12 protein-coding genes and 1 tRNA gene are annotated in these 13,835 nt (G+C 69.7%); 9 read left to right on the top strand and 4 right to left on the bottom strand.

Translation table 11 applies throughout. The features are described from left to right. Positions 1-131 precede the first annotated feature (131 nt). Positions 132-2,006 (top strand): phosphoenolpyruvate carboxykinase (GTP), encoded by a 1,875-nt coding sequence (locus tag ACZ6Z4_RS26125; protein WP_465569470.1) that lies wholly within the window; start codon positions 132-134, stop codon positions 2,004-2,006. Positions 2,007-2,112: 106 nt separating this feature from the next. On the opposite strand, the gene ACZ6Z4_RS26130 is transcribed toward ACZ6Z4_RS26125, so the two are convergent. Continuing rightward, entirely contained in the window at positions 2,113-2,343 is a 231-nt protein-coding gene (locus tag ACZ6Z4_RS26130; protein ID WP_363677238.1) for a hypothetical protein, read from the bottom strand. Between the two features lie 145 nt (positions 2,344-2,488). Here ACZ6Z4_RS26130 and ACZ6Z4_RS26135 point away from each other — a divergent pair, with 145 nt between their 5' ends. Next, the gene (locus tag ACZ6Z4_RS26135) at positions 2,489-3,376 is read left to right on the top strand and encodes an LLM class flavin-dependent oxidoreductase (RefSeq protein ID WP_465569472.1); all 888 of its coding nucleotides are present in this window, start codon (positions 2,489-2,491) and stop codon (positions 3,374-3,376) included. Positions 3,377-3,430: 54 nt separating this feature from the next. On the opposite strand, the gene ACZ6Z4_RS26140 is transcribed toward ACZ6Z4_RS26135, so the two are convergent. Continuing rightward, positions 3,431-3,520 (bottom strand) — tRNA-Ser (locus tag ACZ6Z4_RS26140). A gap of 297 nt (positions 3,521-3,817) precedes the next feature. Between ACZ6Z4_RS26140 and ACZ6Z4_RS26145 the strand changes: the two genes are divergently transcribed. Genes ACZ6Z4_RS26145 through ACZ6Z4_RS26155 form a run of 3 tightly spaced genes read left to right on the top strand, consistent with a single transcriptional unit; the run spans position 3,818 to position 6,883 of the window. Further along, entirely contained in the window at positions 3,818-5,368 is a 1,551-nt protein-coding gene (locus tag ACZ6Z4_RS26145) for an LCP family glycopolymer transferase (protein ID WP_465569473.1), read from the top strand. 54 nt (positions 5,369-5,422) lie between these two features. Next, the gene (locus ACZ6Z4_RS26150) at positions 5,423-5,881 is read left to right on the top strand and encodes a hypothetical protein (RefSeq protein WP_465569474.1); all 459 of its coding nucleotides are present in this window, start codon (positions 5,423-5,425) and stop codon (positions 5,879-5,881) included. A gap of 42 nt (positions 5,882-5,923) precedes the next feature. Next, positions 5,924-6,883, top strand: coding sequence for an acetylxylan esterase (locus tag ACZ6Z4_RS26155; RefSeq protein ID WP_465569476.1), 960 nt, complete (start codon positions 5,924-5,926; stop codon positions 6,881-6,883). Positions 6,884-6,966: 83 nt separating this feature from the next. On the opposite strand, the gene ACZ6Z4_RS26160 is transcribed toward ACZ6Z4_RS26155, so the two are convergent. Continuing rightward, entirely contained in the window at positions 6,967-7,833 is an 867-nt protein-coding gene (locus tag ACZ6Z4_RS26160; protein WP_465569477.1) for an HIRAN domain-containing protein, read from the bottom strand. A gap of 232 nt (positions 7,834-8,065) precedes the next feature. Between ACZ6Z4_RS26160 and ilvA the strand changes: the two genes are divergently transcribed. From ilvA to ACZ6Z4_RS26180, 4 genes are all read left to right on the top strand, one after another. After that, positions 8,066-9,337, top strand: coding sequence for a threonine ammonia-lyase IlvA (gene ilvA, locus ACZ6Z4_RS26165; protein ID WP_465569479.1), 1,272 nt, complete (start codon positions 8,066-8,068; stop codon positions 9,335-9,337). Between the two features lie 83 nt (positions 9,338-9,420). Next, positions 9,421-9,705, top strand: coding sequence for a hypothetical protein (locus ACZ6Z4_RS26170; RefSeq protein WP_465569481.1), 285 nt, complete (start codon positions 9,421-9,423; stop codon positions 9,703-9,705). Positions 9,706-9,798: 93 nt separating this feature from the next. Next, on the top strand, positions 9,799-11,280 hold the full coding sequence (locus ACZ6Z4_RS26175; protein ID WP_465569483.1) for a sensor histidine kinase: 1,482 nt from the start codon (positions 9,799-9,801) through the stop codon (positions 11,278-11,280). After that, complete coding sequence (locus ACZ6Z4_RS26180) at positions 11,277-11,945, top strand: response regulator transcription factor (protein WP_465569484.1); 669 nt, start codon at positions 11,277-11,279, stop codon at positions 11,943-11,945. Before ACZ6Z4_RS26175 ends, ACZ6Z4_RS26180 begins: the two co-directional genes overlap by 4 nt. Before the next feature lie 310 nt (positions 11,946-12,255). Here the strand turns inward: ACZ6Z4_RS26180 and ACZ6Z4_RS26185 are convergent, their stop codons facing one another. Further along, positions 12,256-12,882: a hypothetical protein gene (locus ACZ6Z4_RS26185; RefSeq protein ID WP_465569485.1), complete on the bottom strand. Its 627-nt coding sequence runs from the start codon at positions 12,880-12,882 to the stop codon at positions 12,256-12,258. Positions 12,883-13,835: the final 953 nt, after the last annotated feature.

The following is a 13,835-nucleotide window of genomic DNA, read 5'->3' on the forward strand; positions in this document are numbered from 1 at the left end:
GCTCACGTACTCGCGGTTCTCAACACCCCACCCGGTCGCGTACGGTTAGTACCACTTGCACACTGGTATACGCCCACCACAGCGACTGGTATGCGACAGATCACACCGCCGAACAGGGGAATGAGCCGCCGATGACGACCACCGCCAGCCCTGCCCAGACCGAGGAAGCGCTCAGTGTCGAGAGCTCCGCAGCCACCACCTTCGACCTGACCGACGCCCCGACTGAGCACGCAGGCTTGCTGGCCTGGGTCGCCGAGGTCGCCGCGCTCACCCAGCCGGACCAGATCCACTGGGTCGACGGCAGCGACGCCGAGTACAACCAGCTCACCGGTGAGCTGATCGCGGCCGGCACGCTGGTCCGCCTGAACGACGAGAAGAAGCCGAACTCCTTCTGGGCCCGGACCGACCCGTCCGACGTTGCCCGGGTCGAGCAGCGCACGTTCATCTGCTCGGTCGACGAGGCCGACGCCGGCCCGACCAACAACTGGATGGACCCGGCCGAGATGAAGGCCCTGATGACGGGCCTGTACCGGGGCAGCATGAAGGGCCGGACGATGTACGTCGTCCCGTTCTGCATGGGCCCGCTGAGCGCCGCGAAGCCGATGTTCGGCGTCGAGATCACCGACTCGGCGTACGTCGTCGCCTCGATGCGGATCATGGCCCGCACCGGCGCCGAGGTGCTCGCGAAGATGGGCGCGGACGCGCCGTACGTCCCCTGCCTGCACTCGGTCGGCGCACCGCTGGAGGCCGGCCAAAAAGACGTCATGTGGCCGTGCAACGACGAGAAGTACATCGTCCAGTTCCCCGAGGAGCGGACGATCTGGTCGTACGGCTCCGGCTACGGCGGCAACTCGCTGCTCGGCAAGAAGTGCTACTCGCTGCGGATCGCCAGCGCGATGGCCCGCGACGAGGGCTGGCTGGCCGAGCACATGCTGATCCTGAAGCTGATCTCGCCGGAGAAGTCGGTGCACTACGTCGCGGCCGCGTTCCCGAGCGCCTGCGGCAAGACCAACCTGGCGATGCTCGACCCGACCCTGGACGGCTGGGAGGTCGAGACCCTCGGCGACGACATCGCCTGGATGCGCTTCGGCGAGGACGGCCGCCTGTACGCCGTGAACCCGGAGTTCGGCCTGTTCGGCGTCGCGCCGGGCACCGGCTGGAAGACCAACCCGAACGCGATGCGCACCATCGAGAAGGGCAACTCGGTCTTCACCAACGTCGCCCTGACCGACGACGGCGACGTCTGGTGGGAGGGCTACTCCGAGACCCCGCCGAACCACCTGACCGACTGGAAGGGCCGGGACTGGACGCCGGGCAACGGCGAGCTGTCCAGCCACCCGAACAGCCGGTTCTGCACGCCGATCCTGCAGTGCCCGATCATCGCCGACGAGTACGACGACCCGAACGGCGTCCCGATCTCCGCGATCATCTTCGGCGGCCGCCGCGCGACCACGGTCCCGCTGGTCACCGAGGCGCGGAACTGGCAGCACGGTGTCTTCATGGGCGCGGCGCTGTCGTCGGAGACCACCGCGGCCGCGGTCGGTGAGGTCGGCGTGGTCCGCCGCGACCCTATGGCGATGCTGCCGTTCCTCGGCTACAACGCCGGCGACTACCTGAACCACTGGCTGACCGTCGGCAAGGAGCATGACGCCGAGAAGCTGCCGAAGGTGTTCTACGTGAACTGGTTCCGCAAGGACGACGCGGGCAAGTTCGTCTGGCCGGGCTTCTCGGAGAACAGCCGGGTGCTCAAGTGGATGATCGACCGGATCGAGGGCCGCGCGGCCGCGGACGAGACGCCGGTCGGCGCCGTACCGACCGCGGACGCGCTCGACGTCAGCGGGCTGGACCTGACACCGGAGGCGCTGCAGGTCGCGCTGAACGTGGACGCCGAGGAGTGGAAGGCCGAGCTGCCGCTGATCGAGGAGTGGTTCGCCAAGCTCGGCGACACCGTCCCGGCCGAGCTGCGGCTCGAGCTGGACGCGCTGCGCAGCCGCCTCGGCGCCTGATGAACGCCGGCGGCTGACCGGAAGCCAGTACGCCGGAGCGCGCGAAGCGCCTCGTCCCGTGATCGGGGCGGGGCGCTTTCGCCCGTCAGGAGGTCGTGGCGCCGGGTCAGAGGCGCGGTGGCGCGATGCGGTCGACCGGGAGTCGTGCGGTGAGCTCCTGGCTGTTCGGCCCGTCGTACTGGACCACGGCGACCCACCCGTCTCCGCAGTGCAGCCTGCTGACCAGCCAGGCTGGTCGCCAGGCGCCGTCGACGTAGCAGGCGACATGCGCCGGCAGCGACAACTGGAGGAACAAACGGAGGTCGTACACCTGCGGTCGGACGGCTGAATCCGTCACCGCCACCACACCCTTTCGTGAGGTCAAAGGCTTCTCCTGCGCCCGCTCCTCACCGCGGCCTCACCCGCCGGGCACCTCCCCAGTTACCCACCCCGAAACCCCGCCACACCTGCAGCCACGCCGTTGGGGCACTTATGTTGGCCAGATGAAACTTGGTGTGATGCTGCCGGTCGGCGAGGGCGACGGACCGGACGGACAGATGCCGCGATGGGCCGACACCCGCGAGATCGCGCTCGCGACCGAGCAGAACGGCCTCGACTCGGTCTGGCTCGCGGACCACTTCTTCTACCGCGACGCGGCCGGTACGACGCACGGCATGCACGAGGCGTGGACGCTGCTCAGCGCGGTCGGGGCGCTGACCGAGCGGGTCGAGCTCGGCACGATGGTGCTCTGCTCGACGTTCCGCGACCCCGGGCTGGTCGCGCAGATGGCCGCGACGCTGGACGAGGTGTCGGGCGGCCGCGTGATCCTCGGTGTCGGCGCCGGCTGGCACGACCCGGAGTACGAGGCGTTCGGGCTGCCGACCGACCACCGGGCGTCCCGGTTCGCGGAGTGGATCGAGATCGTCGCCCGGCTGATCCGCGGCGAGACGGTGACCAGCAAGGGCACGTACTACGCGGTCGACGAGGCCGCGCTGGCCCCGATGCCGGAGCGGCGGATCCCGATCCTGGTCGCCTCCCGGCAGCCGCGGATGCTCGACCTGACCGCGCAGTGGGCCGACCAGTGGAACACCGCCTGGTTCGGCGCGATCGACGACAAGCTGCGCGGCCGGCTGGCCGACTTCGACAAGGCGCTGGCCCGGAACAACCGGCCCGCCGCAGAGGTGGCCAAGACGGTCGGTCTGACGATCCGCGACCCCGAGCAGCGCGACGCCGGCGACCCGAGCGGGTTCGCCGGAACCGTCGAGGAACTCGCCGCCGTCTTCACGGCGTACGCCGAACTGGGGGTCGAGCACCTGATCGTCGGGCTGGAGCCGGTGACGACGCGCTCGGTGGAGCGGCTGGCCGCGGCGAAGCGGCTCGCGTTCGGCTGAAACTCGCCGTCAACGCGAAGAGCCGCCAGCGGGTGCTGGCGGCTCTTCGTACTGCGGAGGCGGCGAGATTTGAACTCGCGAGAGGGGTTTACCCTCAACCCGCTTAGCAGGCGGGCGCCATCGACCGGACTAGGCGACGCCTCCTCCGACGGTCCCTCACGGGACGCGACGACGCCCAAGACTATCCGGCGAGACGCCGTCGGGGCAAAGCGGGCTCCGCAGCACGCGGCGCGGCCGGATCAGGACGCCTTGGGAGTGTTGCCCGGGCCCCCTGTAATCTGGCCGAATCGACGGGGGTCGAAGCCGGAGTCAACCGAGGAGGCCGTGACGGCGTCTGTAGTAGCGGGTAGCTGATCCCACCCGGACTCAGCCTGCCCTCAGGCCCGCCTGTCGCGGGCCCGTATCGCCGCCACCCGTCGTCGATCCCAGGGAAACGGAGCCATGTCGCGGAGCACTCGCGCAGCCGGCCGGAGGTCTGCACCCAAGGCCAACCGGTCGCGCCACAAGGCGCACCGGACCCGTACGGTCTCCAAGGCGATCGGGCTCACCCTGATCAGCGCCCTGGTCCCGGGGTCGGGCTTCGTGATGGGCGGCCGGACCAAGCTCGGCGCCTTCGTGATGACGCTCAGCGTCGGCCTGCTCGGACTGCTCGCGTTCATCGGCCTGACCAAACGTGACGCCGTGCTCACGCTGGCGGTCGACCCGAGCCAGCTGCTGATCGCGACCGCCGCGGTGATCGTGCTCGGCCTGCTCTGGATCTGGATCGTGGTCGCCTCGCACAAGCTGCTCCGCCCGGTCAGCCTGACCGCGGTCGGCCGGCTGGCCGGCTCGGCGTTCGTCGGCCTGCTCTGCTTCGGCATCGCCGTACCGACGACCGTCGCCGCGCAGTCGGTGATGGCCCAGCGCGACCTGGTCGGCAGCGTCTTCGCCTCCGAGGGCAACTCCAAGAGCGCGACCCGGCCGAAGGTCGAGGACAAGAAGGACCCCTGGGAGAACACCCCCCGGCTGAACCTGCTGCTGCTCGGCGCGGACGACGGCGCCGGCCGCGAGGGCACCCGGACCGACACGGTGATGGTCGCCAGCATCGACACCAAGACCGGCGACACCAAGCTGATCTCGCTCAGCCGGAACTGGATGCGGATGCCGTTCCCCGAGGACTCACCGCTGCACAAGTTCTACCCGGACGGCTTCTACGACCCCGACGGCCCGGCCGAGCAGCCCGAGTTCTACCTGGACGCGATGTACCGCAACCTGCCGGCCGCGCACCCGGGCGCGCTCGGCGCCTCGGACAACGAGGGCGCCGACGTGCTCAAGGTCTCGGCGGGCGCGGCCCTCGGCCTCGACATCGACTACTACATGCAGGTCAACCTCAAGGGCTTCGAGTCGATCGTCGACGCGCTCGGCGGCATCTCGGTCAACATCAACTACAAGGTCCCGATCGGCGGCGACTACAAGGGTCCCGGCTCGGCCGACGACATCCTGCCCAAGGCCTACCTGCAGCCCGGCCCGGACCAGAAGCTGGACGGGCACGACGCGCTCTGGTTCGCCCGCGGCCGGTACGGCCTGGACGACGCCTCCCGGCAGGAGCGGCAGCGCTGCACGATCCACGCGATCGTCGGCAGCGCGAACCCGAGGACGCTGGTCACGAAGTACCAGCAGATCGCCTCGGCCAGCAAGAAGCTGCTGCAGACCGACATCCCGCAGGAGATCCTGCCGGCCTTCATCGAGCTCGGGCTCAAGGTGAAGGGCGCCAAGGTGACCAACGTCGACCTGAACAAGAAGAAGAACTTCCCCAGCGGCCAGCACCCGAACTACGAGGCGATGGCCGAGATCGTCCAGAACGCGATCGCGAACAAGAAGCCGGTCGCCTCGACCACCGGGACGCCGACCCGCAAGCCGTCGTCGGGCAAGCCGGTCACTCCGGCGAAGCCGCCGGCCGGCGGCACCGAGGACCTCGCGGACGCCTGCGCCTACCACCCGGCCAACCCCTGAGCCTTGACGTCACCCGAGCGGTGGCGCCGCCGTACCGGGTGAGATCCTGATGCGATGCGTACGACGTACCGGATGCGGGCCGGCCGTTTCCTCGGAGTCCTGGCCGCCGGGTTGATCCTGCTCGGGCTGGCCGCGATCCTCTGGGCGGTCGGGCTGCCGGACGCGGTGGTCGCCGTGTTCCTCGTCCTCGGCGGGCTGGTCGCGCTGCTCGGCCTCGGCATCCTGCTCCGGCCGCCGGTGCTGCTCAAGCTCGCCGCGGACCAGATCGAGGTCCGCGGCGTGAAGACCGACTGGACCGACGTGACCGAGGTCGGCCGGGTCGAGACCACGCACGGCGAGGCCGTCGTACTGCGGACCAAGCACAAGGACGGCTCGATCCTGATCCCGGTCCGCTGGCTCGCCCCGGGCCGCGACGAGCAGCTGGCGGCCGACCTGCGCGAGCGCCTGAACAAGGCGCACGGCTACACCATCTGGGACGGTACTGCCGGGGAGAACGCCGATCGCGCAGAATGATCCGTGGTGGATTTTGTCCGGATCTGAGCGAAGGAGTCGCCCGTGCTGTCGTTCGAGCTGTCTGCGGAGGAACTGAGCGTCTACCAGGGCACCAACCCGCGCCCGGACGACTTCGACGCGTTCTGGGACAAGGCGCTGGCCGAGCTGGCCGGGATCGACGCCGACGCGTCGTTCGTGGACGCGACCGACTTCCCGCTGACCACCGCGACCGCGCAGCACCTGTACTTCAACGGCACAGGCGGCTACCGCGTGCACGCCAAGGTGATCCGGCCCGCTGAGCCCACCGGACCCGCCGTCCTGATGTTCCACGGGTACGGCGGCGAGCAGCCGCGCTGGGTCGACCTCCTGCCGTACGCCGCCCGCGGCTTCACCGTCGCGGCGCTCGACGTACGGGAGCAGGTCGGGTACCGCACCGCCTCGCAGGAGCCGAACAGCTTCAGCCTGCACAACCACCTGGTCCACGGCCTCGACGGCGGCCCGGACACGCTGCTCTACAAGCACGTGTTCCTCGACACCCGCCGTCTCGCCGACCTGATCCGCGGCCTGCCCGAGGTCGACGCCGCGCGCGTCGCGACCACCGGCTGGAGCCAGGGCGGCGGCCTCTCACTGGTCTGCGCTGCACTGACGCCAGAGATCAAGTACGCCGCCAGCGTCTACCCGTTCCTCACCGACTACCAGCGCGCCTGGGAGCTCAACCTGGACACGGGCCCGTACGACGAGATCACCACCTGGTTCAAGAAGCGCGACCCGCGGCACCTGCGCGAGCAGGAGGTGTTCACGACGCTGGGCTACATCGACGTACAGCACCTGGCCGCACGGATCCGGGCCGAGGTGACGCTCTTCACCGGGCTCGAGGACCAGGTCTGCCCGCCCTCCACGCAGTACGCGATCTACAACAAGCTCACGTCCGCCAAGGAACTCCGGACCTACCCGGACCTCGGCCACGACGACCTGCCCGGTGCGCACGACGACATCTACCAGCTGATCGGCGCGAAGCTGTAGGGCTGCAGCCGGGGCGGTAGACCCGCAGTACCCGCCACCACCTGACTGATTGGTGAGTACTGCGCGTCCGCCGTCGGCCTTGGTCAGTTGGCCTCTTTGCCGGCCCAGTAGTGCCAGGTCGGGGAAGCGACTGGGGATCGGGTCAGACCGTCCGGCCAGGTAGCCGGCAGGTCGTGACTCCGGGCCGCGTAGAGGATCACCTCCGAGGCGAAACGATCGCCGCGAACGGCGACCCGGGCGGCCGTCTCCGCCCGCATGTCGGCGAGGTAGTGGATGGCCGGCAGGAACTCGGCACTGAGCCGCGGACTGAGCCGGCCCACCGGGTCGTCGTCCAGCCGGATCTCGACCACCACCTGGTGCCGGTCGTTGATGCCGTCGTCCTCCTCGACGGCGTGCATGGTCCCGTAGGCCCAGCACTCGCCTTCCGGCCGGAAGAACGGTGCCAGCACGTCCGGGTGCACCTCGCTGCCCGGCACCACGATGCCGCTGCCCGGTGGCAGCACGTGGTAGCTCCCGGGTGGTGGCAGGTTGACCGGGACCAGCATGTGCGGCTGACCCATGGCGACCGCCACGCTGGCGTGGAACTCGGTGCCCTGGTCGCCCTTGCCTTCCCAGTCCGCCGGCTCCCACTCACTGACCCACAGGTGACAAGGGACCTGCGGTTGCAGGCCCTGTGCCACCAGTTCTGACAGCACCGGGTGGTACCGGTGCGCGTCGTCCCTCGGCAGGTAGCCGACCACCTTGCCCTGCACCCGGACAGCGATCGAGCGCGGGTCGAAGCGGTTGTGCGGTTCCGGGACGAGATCCGCGTCGGTGTCCAGGTCTGCTCCTCGCGCTGGGATGGGGTCGGGAAACAGGCTGCGAATCGCCTGCTCGTGCGGGGCTTCCCGCACGACCTCCTGACCACACCACAGGGCGTCTCCCCACAGACTGAACGGAATCAGTTCCATCTGTTGCCCTCCAGTCCCCGTTGACCGGTTTACTCGGCTCATCCCGTCCAGGACCCTGGCCGTTACACCGAGTGAGCGTATGAGAACTAGACTGCCCAGCCGGAGGCCTTTTCACGCATCGAAATGTGGACCTGTTGCTCAACGGTGTCCGGCCGTCCGTACTGTGGAACCAGCGCGTCTTGGGCTGCGGGAAAATCGGTGAATCACGTGCATTTGCACGGGAAGGAACGTCATGCAGGGCAGTGAAACAGTCGCTCGATCGACCGTCCGCGCAACCGCTGTGGAACAGGCCGTCGGCCGTCTCGACGGCGTCGCGCTGCGGACTCCCCTGCAGCGCAACCCGCGACTCTCCGCACGCACCGGCGCCGACGTCTGGCTGAAGCGCGAGGACCTGCAGATCGGCCGCTCGTACAAGCTCCGCGGGGCGTACAACCTCATCGCCCAGCTGAGTGCCGCGGAGAAGAAGGCCGGCGTCGTCTGCGCCTCCGCGGGCAACCACGGGCAAGGGCTCGCGTACTCCTGCCACGCGCTCGGCGTGCACGGCCGCGTCTACGTCCCGCGCACGACGCCGCGCCAGAAGCGCGACCGGATCGCCGCGCTCGGTGGGTCGCACATCGAGGTGATCATCACCGGCGATTCGTACGACGACGCGGCCGCCGCCGCGCTCGCGTTCGCCGCGGGCACCGGGGCGACCTTGGTGCCGGCGTTCGACGACCCGCGAACCGTTGCAGGACAAGGGACTGTGGCCGTCGAGATCGTCTCGCAGCTCGGGCACGCGCCCGACGTACTGGTGGTGCCCGTGGGTGGTGGCGGGCTGATCGCTGGGGTCACGACGTTCCTGGCCGAGCGGCATCCCGGCGTACGGATCGTGGGTGTGGAGCCTGCTGGTGCGGCGAGCATGGCGGCCGCGTTGGCTGCTGGTGAGCCGGTGACGCTGGAGCAGCTCGACAGCTTCGTCGACGGCGCCGCCGTACGGCGGGTCGGTGCGGCGACGCTGCCGATCGTGGCCGCGGCCGGGGTCGAGATGGTGTCGGTGCCCGAGGGTTTGGTGTGCTCGGAGATGCTGGAGCTGTACCAGACCGACGGGTTGATCGCCGAGCCCGCCGGCGCTCTGGCGGCCGCTGCGCTGGGTCGTGCCGTGGAGGTCAAGCCCGGCGAGACGGTGGTATGCCTGCTGTCCGGCGGCAACAACGACGTCAGCCGGTACGGCGAGATCCTCGAGCGGTCGCTGGTGCACGAAGGGCTCAAGCACTACTTCCTGGTGACGTTCCCGCAGGAGCCGGGGGCGCTGCGGCAGTTCCTCGACCAGGTGCTCGGGATGGACGACGACATCACGCTGTTCGAGTACGTGAAGCGGAACAACCGGGAGACCGGGGTCGCGCTGGTCGGTATCGAGATCGGGCGGCCCGGTGATCTGGACGGGTTGCTGGAGCGGATGGAGGCGGCGCCGCTGACGATCGAGCGGATCGACCCGGGGTCGCCGGAGTTCCGGTTCCTGATCTGAACGTCGTTGTGAGCCGGGACTTGATGAGAACTCTGTAATGTTCGGCTCATGCGGTTCTTCGGGAGGGATCGCAAGCTGTGAGCATGCGATCTCCACGCCTGATCTACCTGGCTGTTGCCCTCGTGCTGGCAGTGGCCGGGTTCGGGCTGACCCAGTACCTGGGTGGGCGGTCGGCGCCGGGGCTGGGCGAGACGGTCGTCGTACCGGCTGGGGCTTCGGTGTCGCCTACTCCTACTCCTGCTCCGACTGTTGCGCCGCCGAGCCGGCCCGGGGCGGATCCGGTGACGCCGGGGAGTCCGCGAACCGCGGGGGATGACGACGATCGCGACGACGACGGGATCGACGACGATCTGGACGACGATGACTGAGCTCCTGCGTCTGCGCCTGTGTCGGCCGGCCTTGTGGGGTCGGCTCTGAGAGCGCGCGGCGGCGTCAGTGCCCGCGTCCGGATCATCGGCTGGATGCTCGCCGTCCTGGCCCTCGCGGTGGCCGCCGTCGTCTTCCTGACCTGGCAGCTCCTCTCCGCGCGCTCCGACGCGTCGGCCGACGCCGAGCTGACCCACGAGGCGACCAAGTTCCGCTCGTTCTCCGGCTCTCCTGCCGCCGCGCCGTTGAAGACCCCCGAGGAGCTCCTCGACTTCTGGCTGCGGACCAACCTCCCCGACACCTCCGAAGCGTTCTTCACCGTCCTCGACGGCCGCGCCGACCACCGCAGCCTCGGCACCCCACCCGCCCGGCTCGACACCGACGCCGCGTTCGTCCAGCGCATCGCGTCGGCGACCACCCCGCAGTACGGGTGGATCGACAGCACCGCCGGGCGCGTCCGGTACGGCGTGATCCCGGTGCAGGTCGGCTCCGATCCGGTCCGCGCTCAGCTCGTGCTGCTGGAGTTCCGCGACCTGATCGCCCAGCCGTTGGAGGACGCGACCAAGGCCCTGGCCCTGATCGGCGTCATCACGCTGGCGATGGCGGCGGGCGCCTGCTGGGTCGTCACCGGCCGGGTCCTCGCGCCGATCCGGGAGGTCCGCACGACCGCCGAGCAGATCAGCGAGTCCGACCTGCGCCGGCGGATCGATGTCATAGGCAACGATGACGTGGCCCAGCTCGCGCGGACCTTCAACACCATGCTCGACCGTCTGGAGACGGCGTTCGTGGCCCAGCGCGAGTTCGTCGACAACGCCGGCCACGAGCTCCGCACACCCATCACCGTCATCCGCGGCCACCTGGAACTGATGAGCAACGACCCCCGCGACCAGGCCGCGACCCGCACCCTGGTCCTGGACGAGCTCACCCGGATGAACCGGATGGTCGACGATCTTCTGGTGCTGGCCAAGAGTGGGCGCCCCGACTTCCTCAAACTCGAGGAGGTCAACCTGACTGAACTGGTCGTCGAGGTCGTCGCCAAGGCCCGGCCCTTGGCGTCGCGCACCTGGCGGGTCGACGAGACCGCCGACACCACCATCACCGCCGACGGCCAACGCCTCACCCAGGCGTTGATGCAGCTGGTCTCGAACGCCGTACGGCACACGACGCCCGACGACCGCATCGCCGTCGGCTCGTGCGTTCACACCGCGGACGTCCCCGGCTCTCACTGTCCGTCCACTCCCCACGTGCACCTCTGGGTCGCCGACACCGGCACCGGCGTCGCCCCGAGCGACCGCAACCGGATCTTCGAGAGATTTGCCCGAGGCAACAACCAGACCCGCACCGAGGGCGCCGGCCTGGGGCTCGCGATCGTCCGCTCCATCGCCAAGGCCCACGGCGGCGAAGCCCACCTCGTCGACAACCCACCGCCGAGCCGCGGCACCCACCTCACCGACAACCCAGCACCCGGCAGCACCCCTCCAGCGAACCCCAGCCCCAGCTCTGTCGAAGACAAAGCCCCCGGCGCCCGCTTCGAGCTGGTCCTGCCGCTGACACCCACCGAGGGGACTCCCCGATGAACAGGATCCTGATCGCCGAGGACGAGGACCGCATCGCCTCCTTCGTCGAACGAGGCCTGCGCAGCAACGGCTTCATCACCACCGTCGTCCCCGACGGCGAATCGGCCTACCAGGAAGCAGCCACCGGCGCCTACGACCTGCTGATCCTCGACATCGGCCTCCCCAAGGTCGACGGCTTCACCGTCCTCCGCCGCCTCCGCGAGTCCCGCGTGAGCATCCCGGTCATCATCCTCACCGCCCGGGACAGCATCCGCGACACCGTCGCCGGCCTCGAAGGCGGCGCCGACGACTACATCGCCAAACCCTTCGCCTTCGAAGAACTCCTGGCCCGCATCCGCCTACGCCTCCGCAGCGACGCCCCCGGCACCCCCGACGCCACCATCCTGCAAGTAGGCGACCTCAGCCTCGACCTCCGCACCCGCCGAGCCTCCATCGACGGCCGCACAGTCGACCTGACCGCCCGAGAATTCCTCCTGGCCGAAGTCTTCTGCCGCCACCCCGACCAGGTCCTCTCCCGAGAACAACTCCTCTCCCAGGTCTGGGGCTTCGACTTCGACCCCGGCTCCAACGTGGTCGACGTCTACATCCGCTACCTCCGCAAGAAACTGGGCCCCACCAAGATCCAAACCATCCGAGGCATGGGCTACCGCCTCCGCACCAACTAGACCTGAGCCACCAGTACGCCGTACGCCGCCCTGGTCCCGGCCGGCCCGGTGTGCTCCCCAACCCACAGCCTGCCGACCACACCACCGCACCAACACATCGGCCCCGCCGGAGCACGGGGCCCACTTCCGGTTGAACCCCTGACCCAACTCCCACGAGACCGATGCCTACCACCCAGGCGCCACCCGCGCCCGAGCCTCACTCACCCCCGAGGCGCCGCATGCTTGGCCCCTTGCTCCACTACACCCTCACCACCGCGCGGCCGCTCAACACCAGGCTGACCGCCGGCGCGCTCGTCTCCGGCATCCGCAGCTACCTCCGATCGGTCAGCACCCTCACCAGAACCCGCTGACTGCCCAGCTCCATCACCAGCGCCCCGCGGTTGACCAGGCCCCTCGCCAACTCCCGGCCGCTCAGCACCCTCATCAACCGGCCCAGCCCCAAAGTGCTCAGAATCCATATCAGCCGGACACCCATCCCCCTGCTCATCCACAACAGGCGCAACCCGCTCCACCCGCCGCCCCTGAGCCCCATCACCCCAGGTAGCAGTATGCGGAGTCCCATCCCGCCGCTCTCGCTGCTCCGCCCCACCAGCGACCGTCCCCAACCCACCGGCGATTGCAGCGTCTCCACCCGCAACCCCACCAGCGACCGTCCCCGACCCACCGGCGACTCCAGCGTCCCCACCCGCAACCCCACCAGGCCGCAACTGCTCCGCCTCCCGCTGATGCTCAACAGCCTCCGCCCGAGCGCGCTCAGCACCCTCCCGCCGCTCAGCAGCCCCAGCCGCCAACCGCCGAGCCTCATCAGCCTTCTCCTCGGCCACAGCGCGAGCCTCCCGAGCCCGAGCCTCCACCTCATCCGCCGCAGCCCGCTCCTTCTCCGCACGCGCCGCAGCAGCCTCTGCCCGCACCTCATGCTCCTGAGCAGCCCGCTCATCCCGCCGCAGCCGCGCCTTCTTGGCAGCCCCCACCACCAGCGCAACCAAAACCACCACCACAACCACACCGACGACGATCCACAGGACGGTCATTCCGTCCATCAGCCCTCCTCGACTAGAAGTCCGCAAAGCCCGGTACCCGCCCCACCCCCACCACTAACCCGCACCTCAGTCCTCCCCACCGCCTCACCCCCGTCCGCCGAACACTCCCCACGGAGGCCCCTCGCGTACGCCGCACTGTCCCCGTCGCGATCCGTTCGGCGTACACGCAACCGCGTACCGCACCCGGTGGACCGGCCACGGCGCCGGACGTGGCCGGATGAGTTGCTGTCGATGGACCGCGGCCGATCAGCGCGTCCCTCCCCACCGAGACACACACTCGCGTACGCCGAACGTCTCCGTCGCCATCCTCGGCATACGCGCTCGGGAATCGCGACTCTCGCCCCCATCGGCCCGGCCACGGCACTGAGGTGGGCAGACCGACCACCGTTGATCGACCGCGGGCGACCGACGGGCTCCTCCCCCACGGAGGCCTCGCACTCGCGCACGCCGTACTGTCCCGTCGCGAATCGTTCGGCGTACACGCACCCGCTGACCACACCCGGTGGGCCGGCCACAGCACCAGCCGCGGCCGCTCCCAACCCCAAGCCCACCGGCCCCGGCCGACCAGCGCGTCCCTCCCCACGGAGACACCACCCGCGTACGCCGTACCGTCCCCGTCGCGATCCGTTCGGCGTACACGCGGCTGCTTACCGCACCCGATGAGCCGAGCAGACCGCCGGACGTGGCCGGTCCCAGCCGCTGCCGATGACCGCGGCCTGTGGGCGCGTCTCCCTGCGGCAACACCGCACTCGCCCGCCCGCGGCGCGACCGAGACCAGCGAGGCCATGTTGCTGGCCTGGCTGCCAGGCGGCCCGGTCGGCGTCGCGAGCTAGCAACCGTAGGCACGACG

The sequence above is a fragment of the Kribbella sp. NPDC104740 genome (assembly GCF_055583505.1).

Excerpts from the sequence above, each read along its gene's own strand:
- ilvA (WP_465569479.1), top strand. The coding sequence starts at position 8,066 with ATGCAGGGCAGTGAAACAGTCGCTCGATCGACCGTCCGCGCAACCGCT.
- ACZ6Z4_RS26175 (WP_465569483.1), top strand. The coding sequence starts at position 9,799 with ATGCTCGCCGTCCTGGCCCTCGCGGTGGCCGCCGTCGTCTTCCTGACC.
- ACZ6Z4_RS26170 (WP_465569481.1), top strand. The coding sequence starts at position 9,421 with ATGCGATCTCCACGCCTGATCTACCTGGCTGTTGCCCTCGTGCTGGCA.
- ACZ6Z4_RS26160 (WP_465569477.1), bottom strand. The coding sequence starts at position 7,833 with ATGGAACTGATTCCGTTCAGTCTGTGGGGAGACGCCCTGTGGTGTGGT.
- ACZ6Z4_RS26125 (WP_465569470.1), top strand. The coding sequence starts at position 132 with ATGACGACCACCGCCAGCCCTGCCCAGACCGAGGAAGCGCTCAGTGTC.
- ACZ6Z4_RS26150 (WP_465569474.1), top strand. The coding sequence starts at position 5,423 with ATGCGTACGACGTACCGGATGCGGGCCGGCCGTTTCCTCGGAGTCCTG.
- ACZ6Z4_RS26180 (WP_465569484.1), top strand. The coding sequence starts at position 11,277 with ATGAACAGGATCCTGATCGCCGAGGACGAGGACCGCATCGCCTCCTTC.
- ACZ6Z4_RS26185 (WP_465569485.1), bottom strand. The coding sequence starts at position 12,882 with ATGAGCGGGCTGCTCAGGAGCATGAGGTGCGGGCAGAGGCTGCTGCGG.
- ACZ6Z4_RS26145 (WP_465569473.1), top strand. The coding sequence starts at position 3,818 with ATGTCGCGGAGCACTCGCGCAGCCGGCCGGAGGTCTGCACCCAAGGCC.
- ACZ6Z4_RS26135 (WP_465569472.1), top strand. The coding sequence starts at position 2,489 with ATGAAACTTGGTGTGATGCTGCCGGTCGGCGAGGGCGACGGACCGGAC.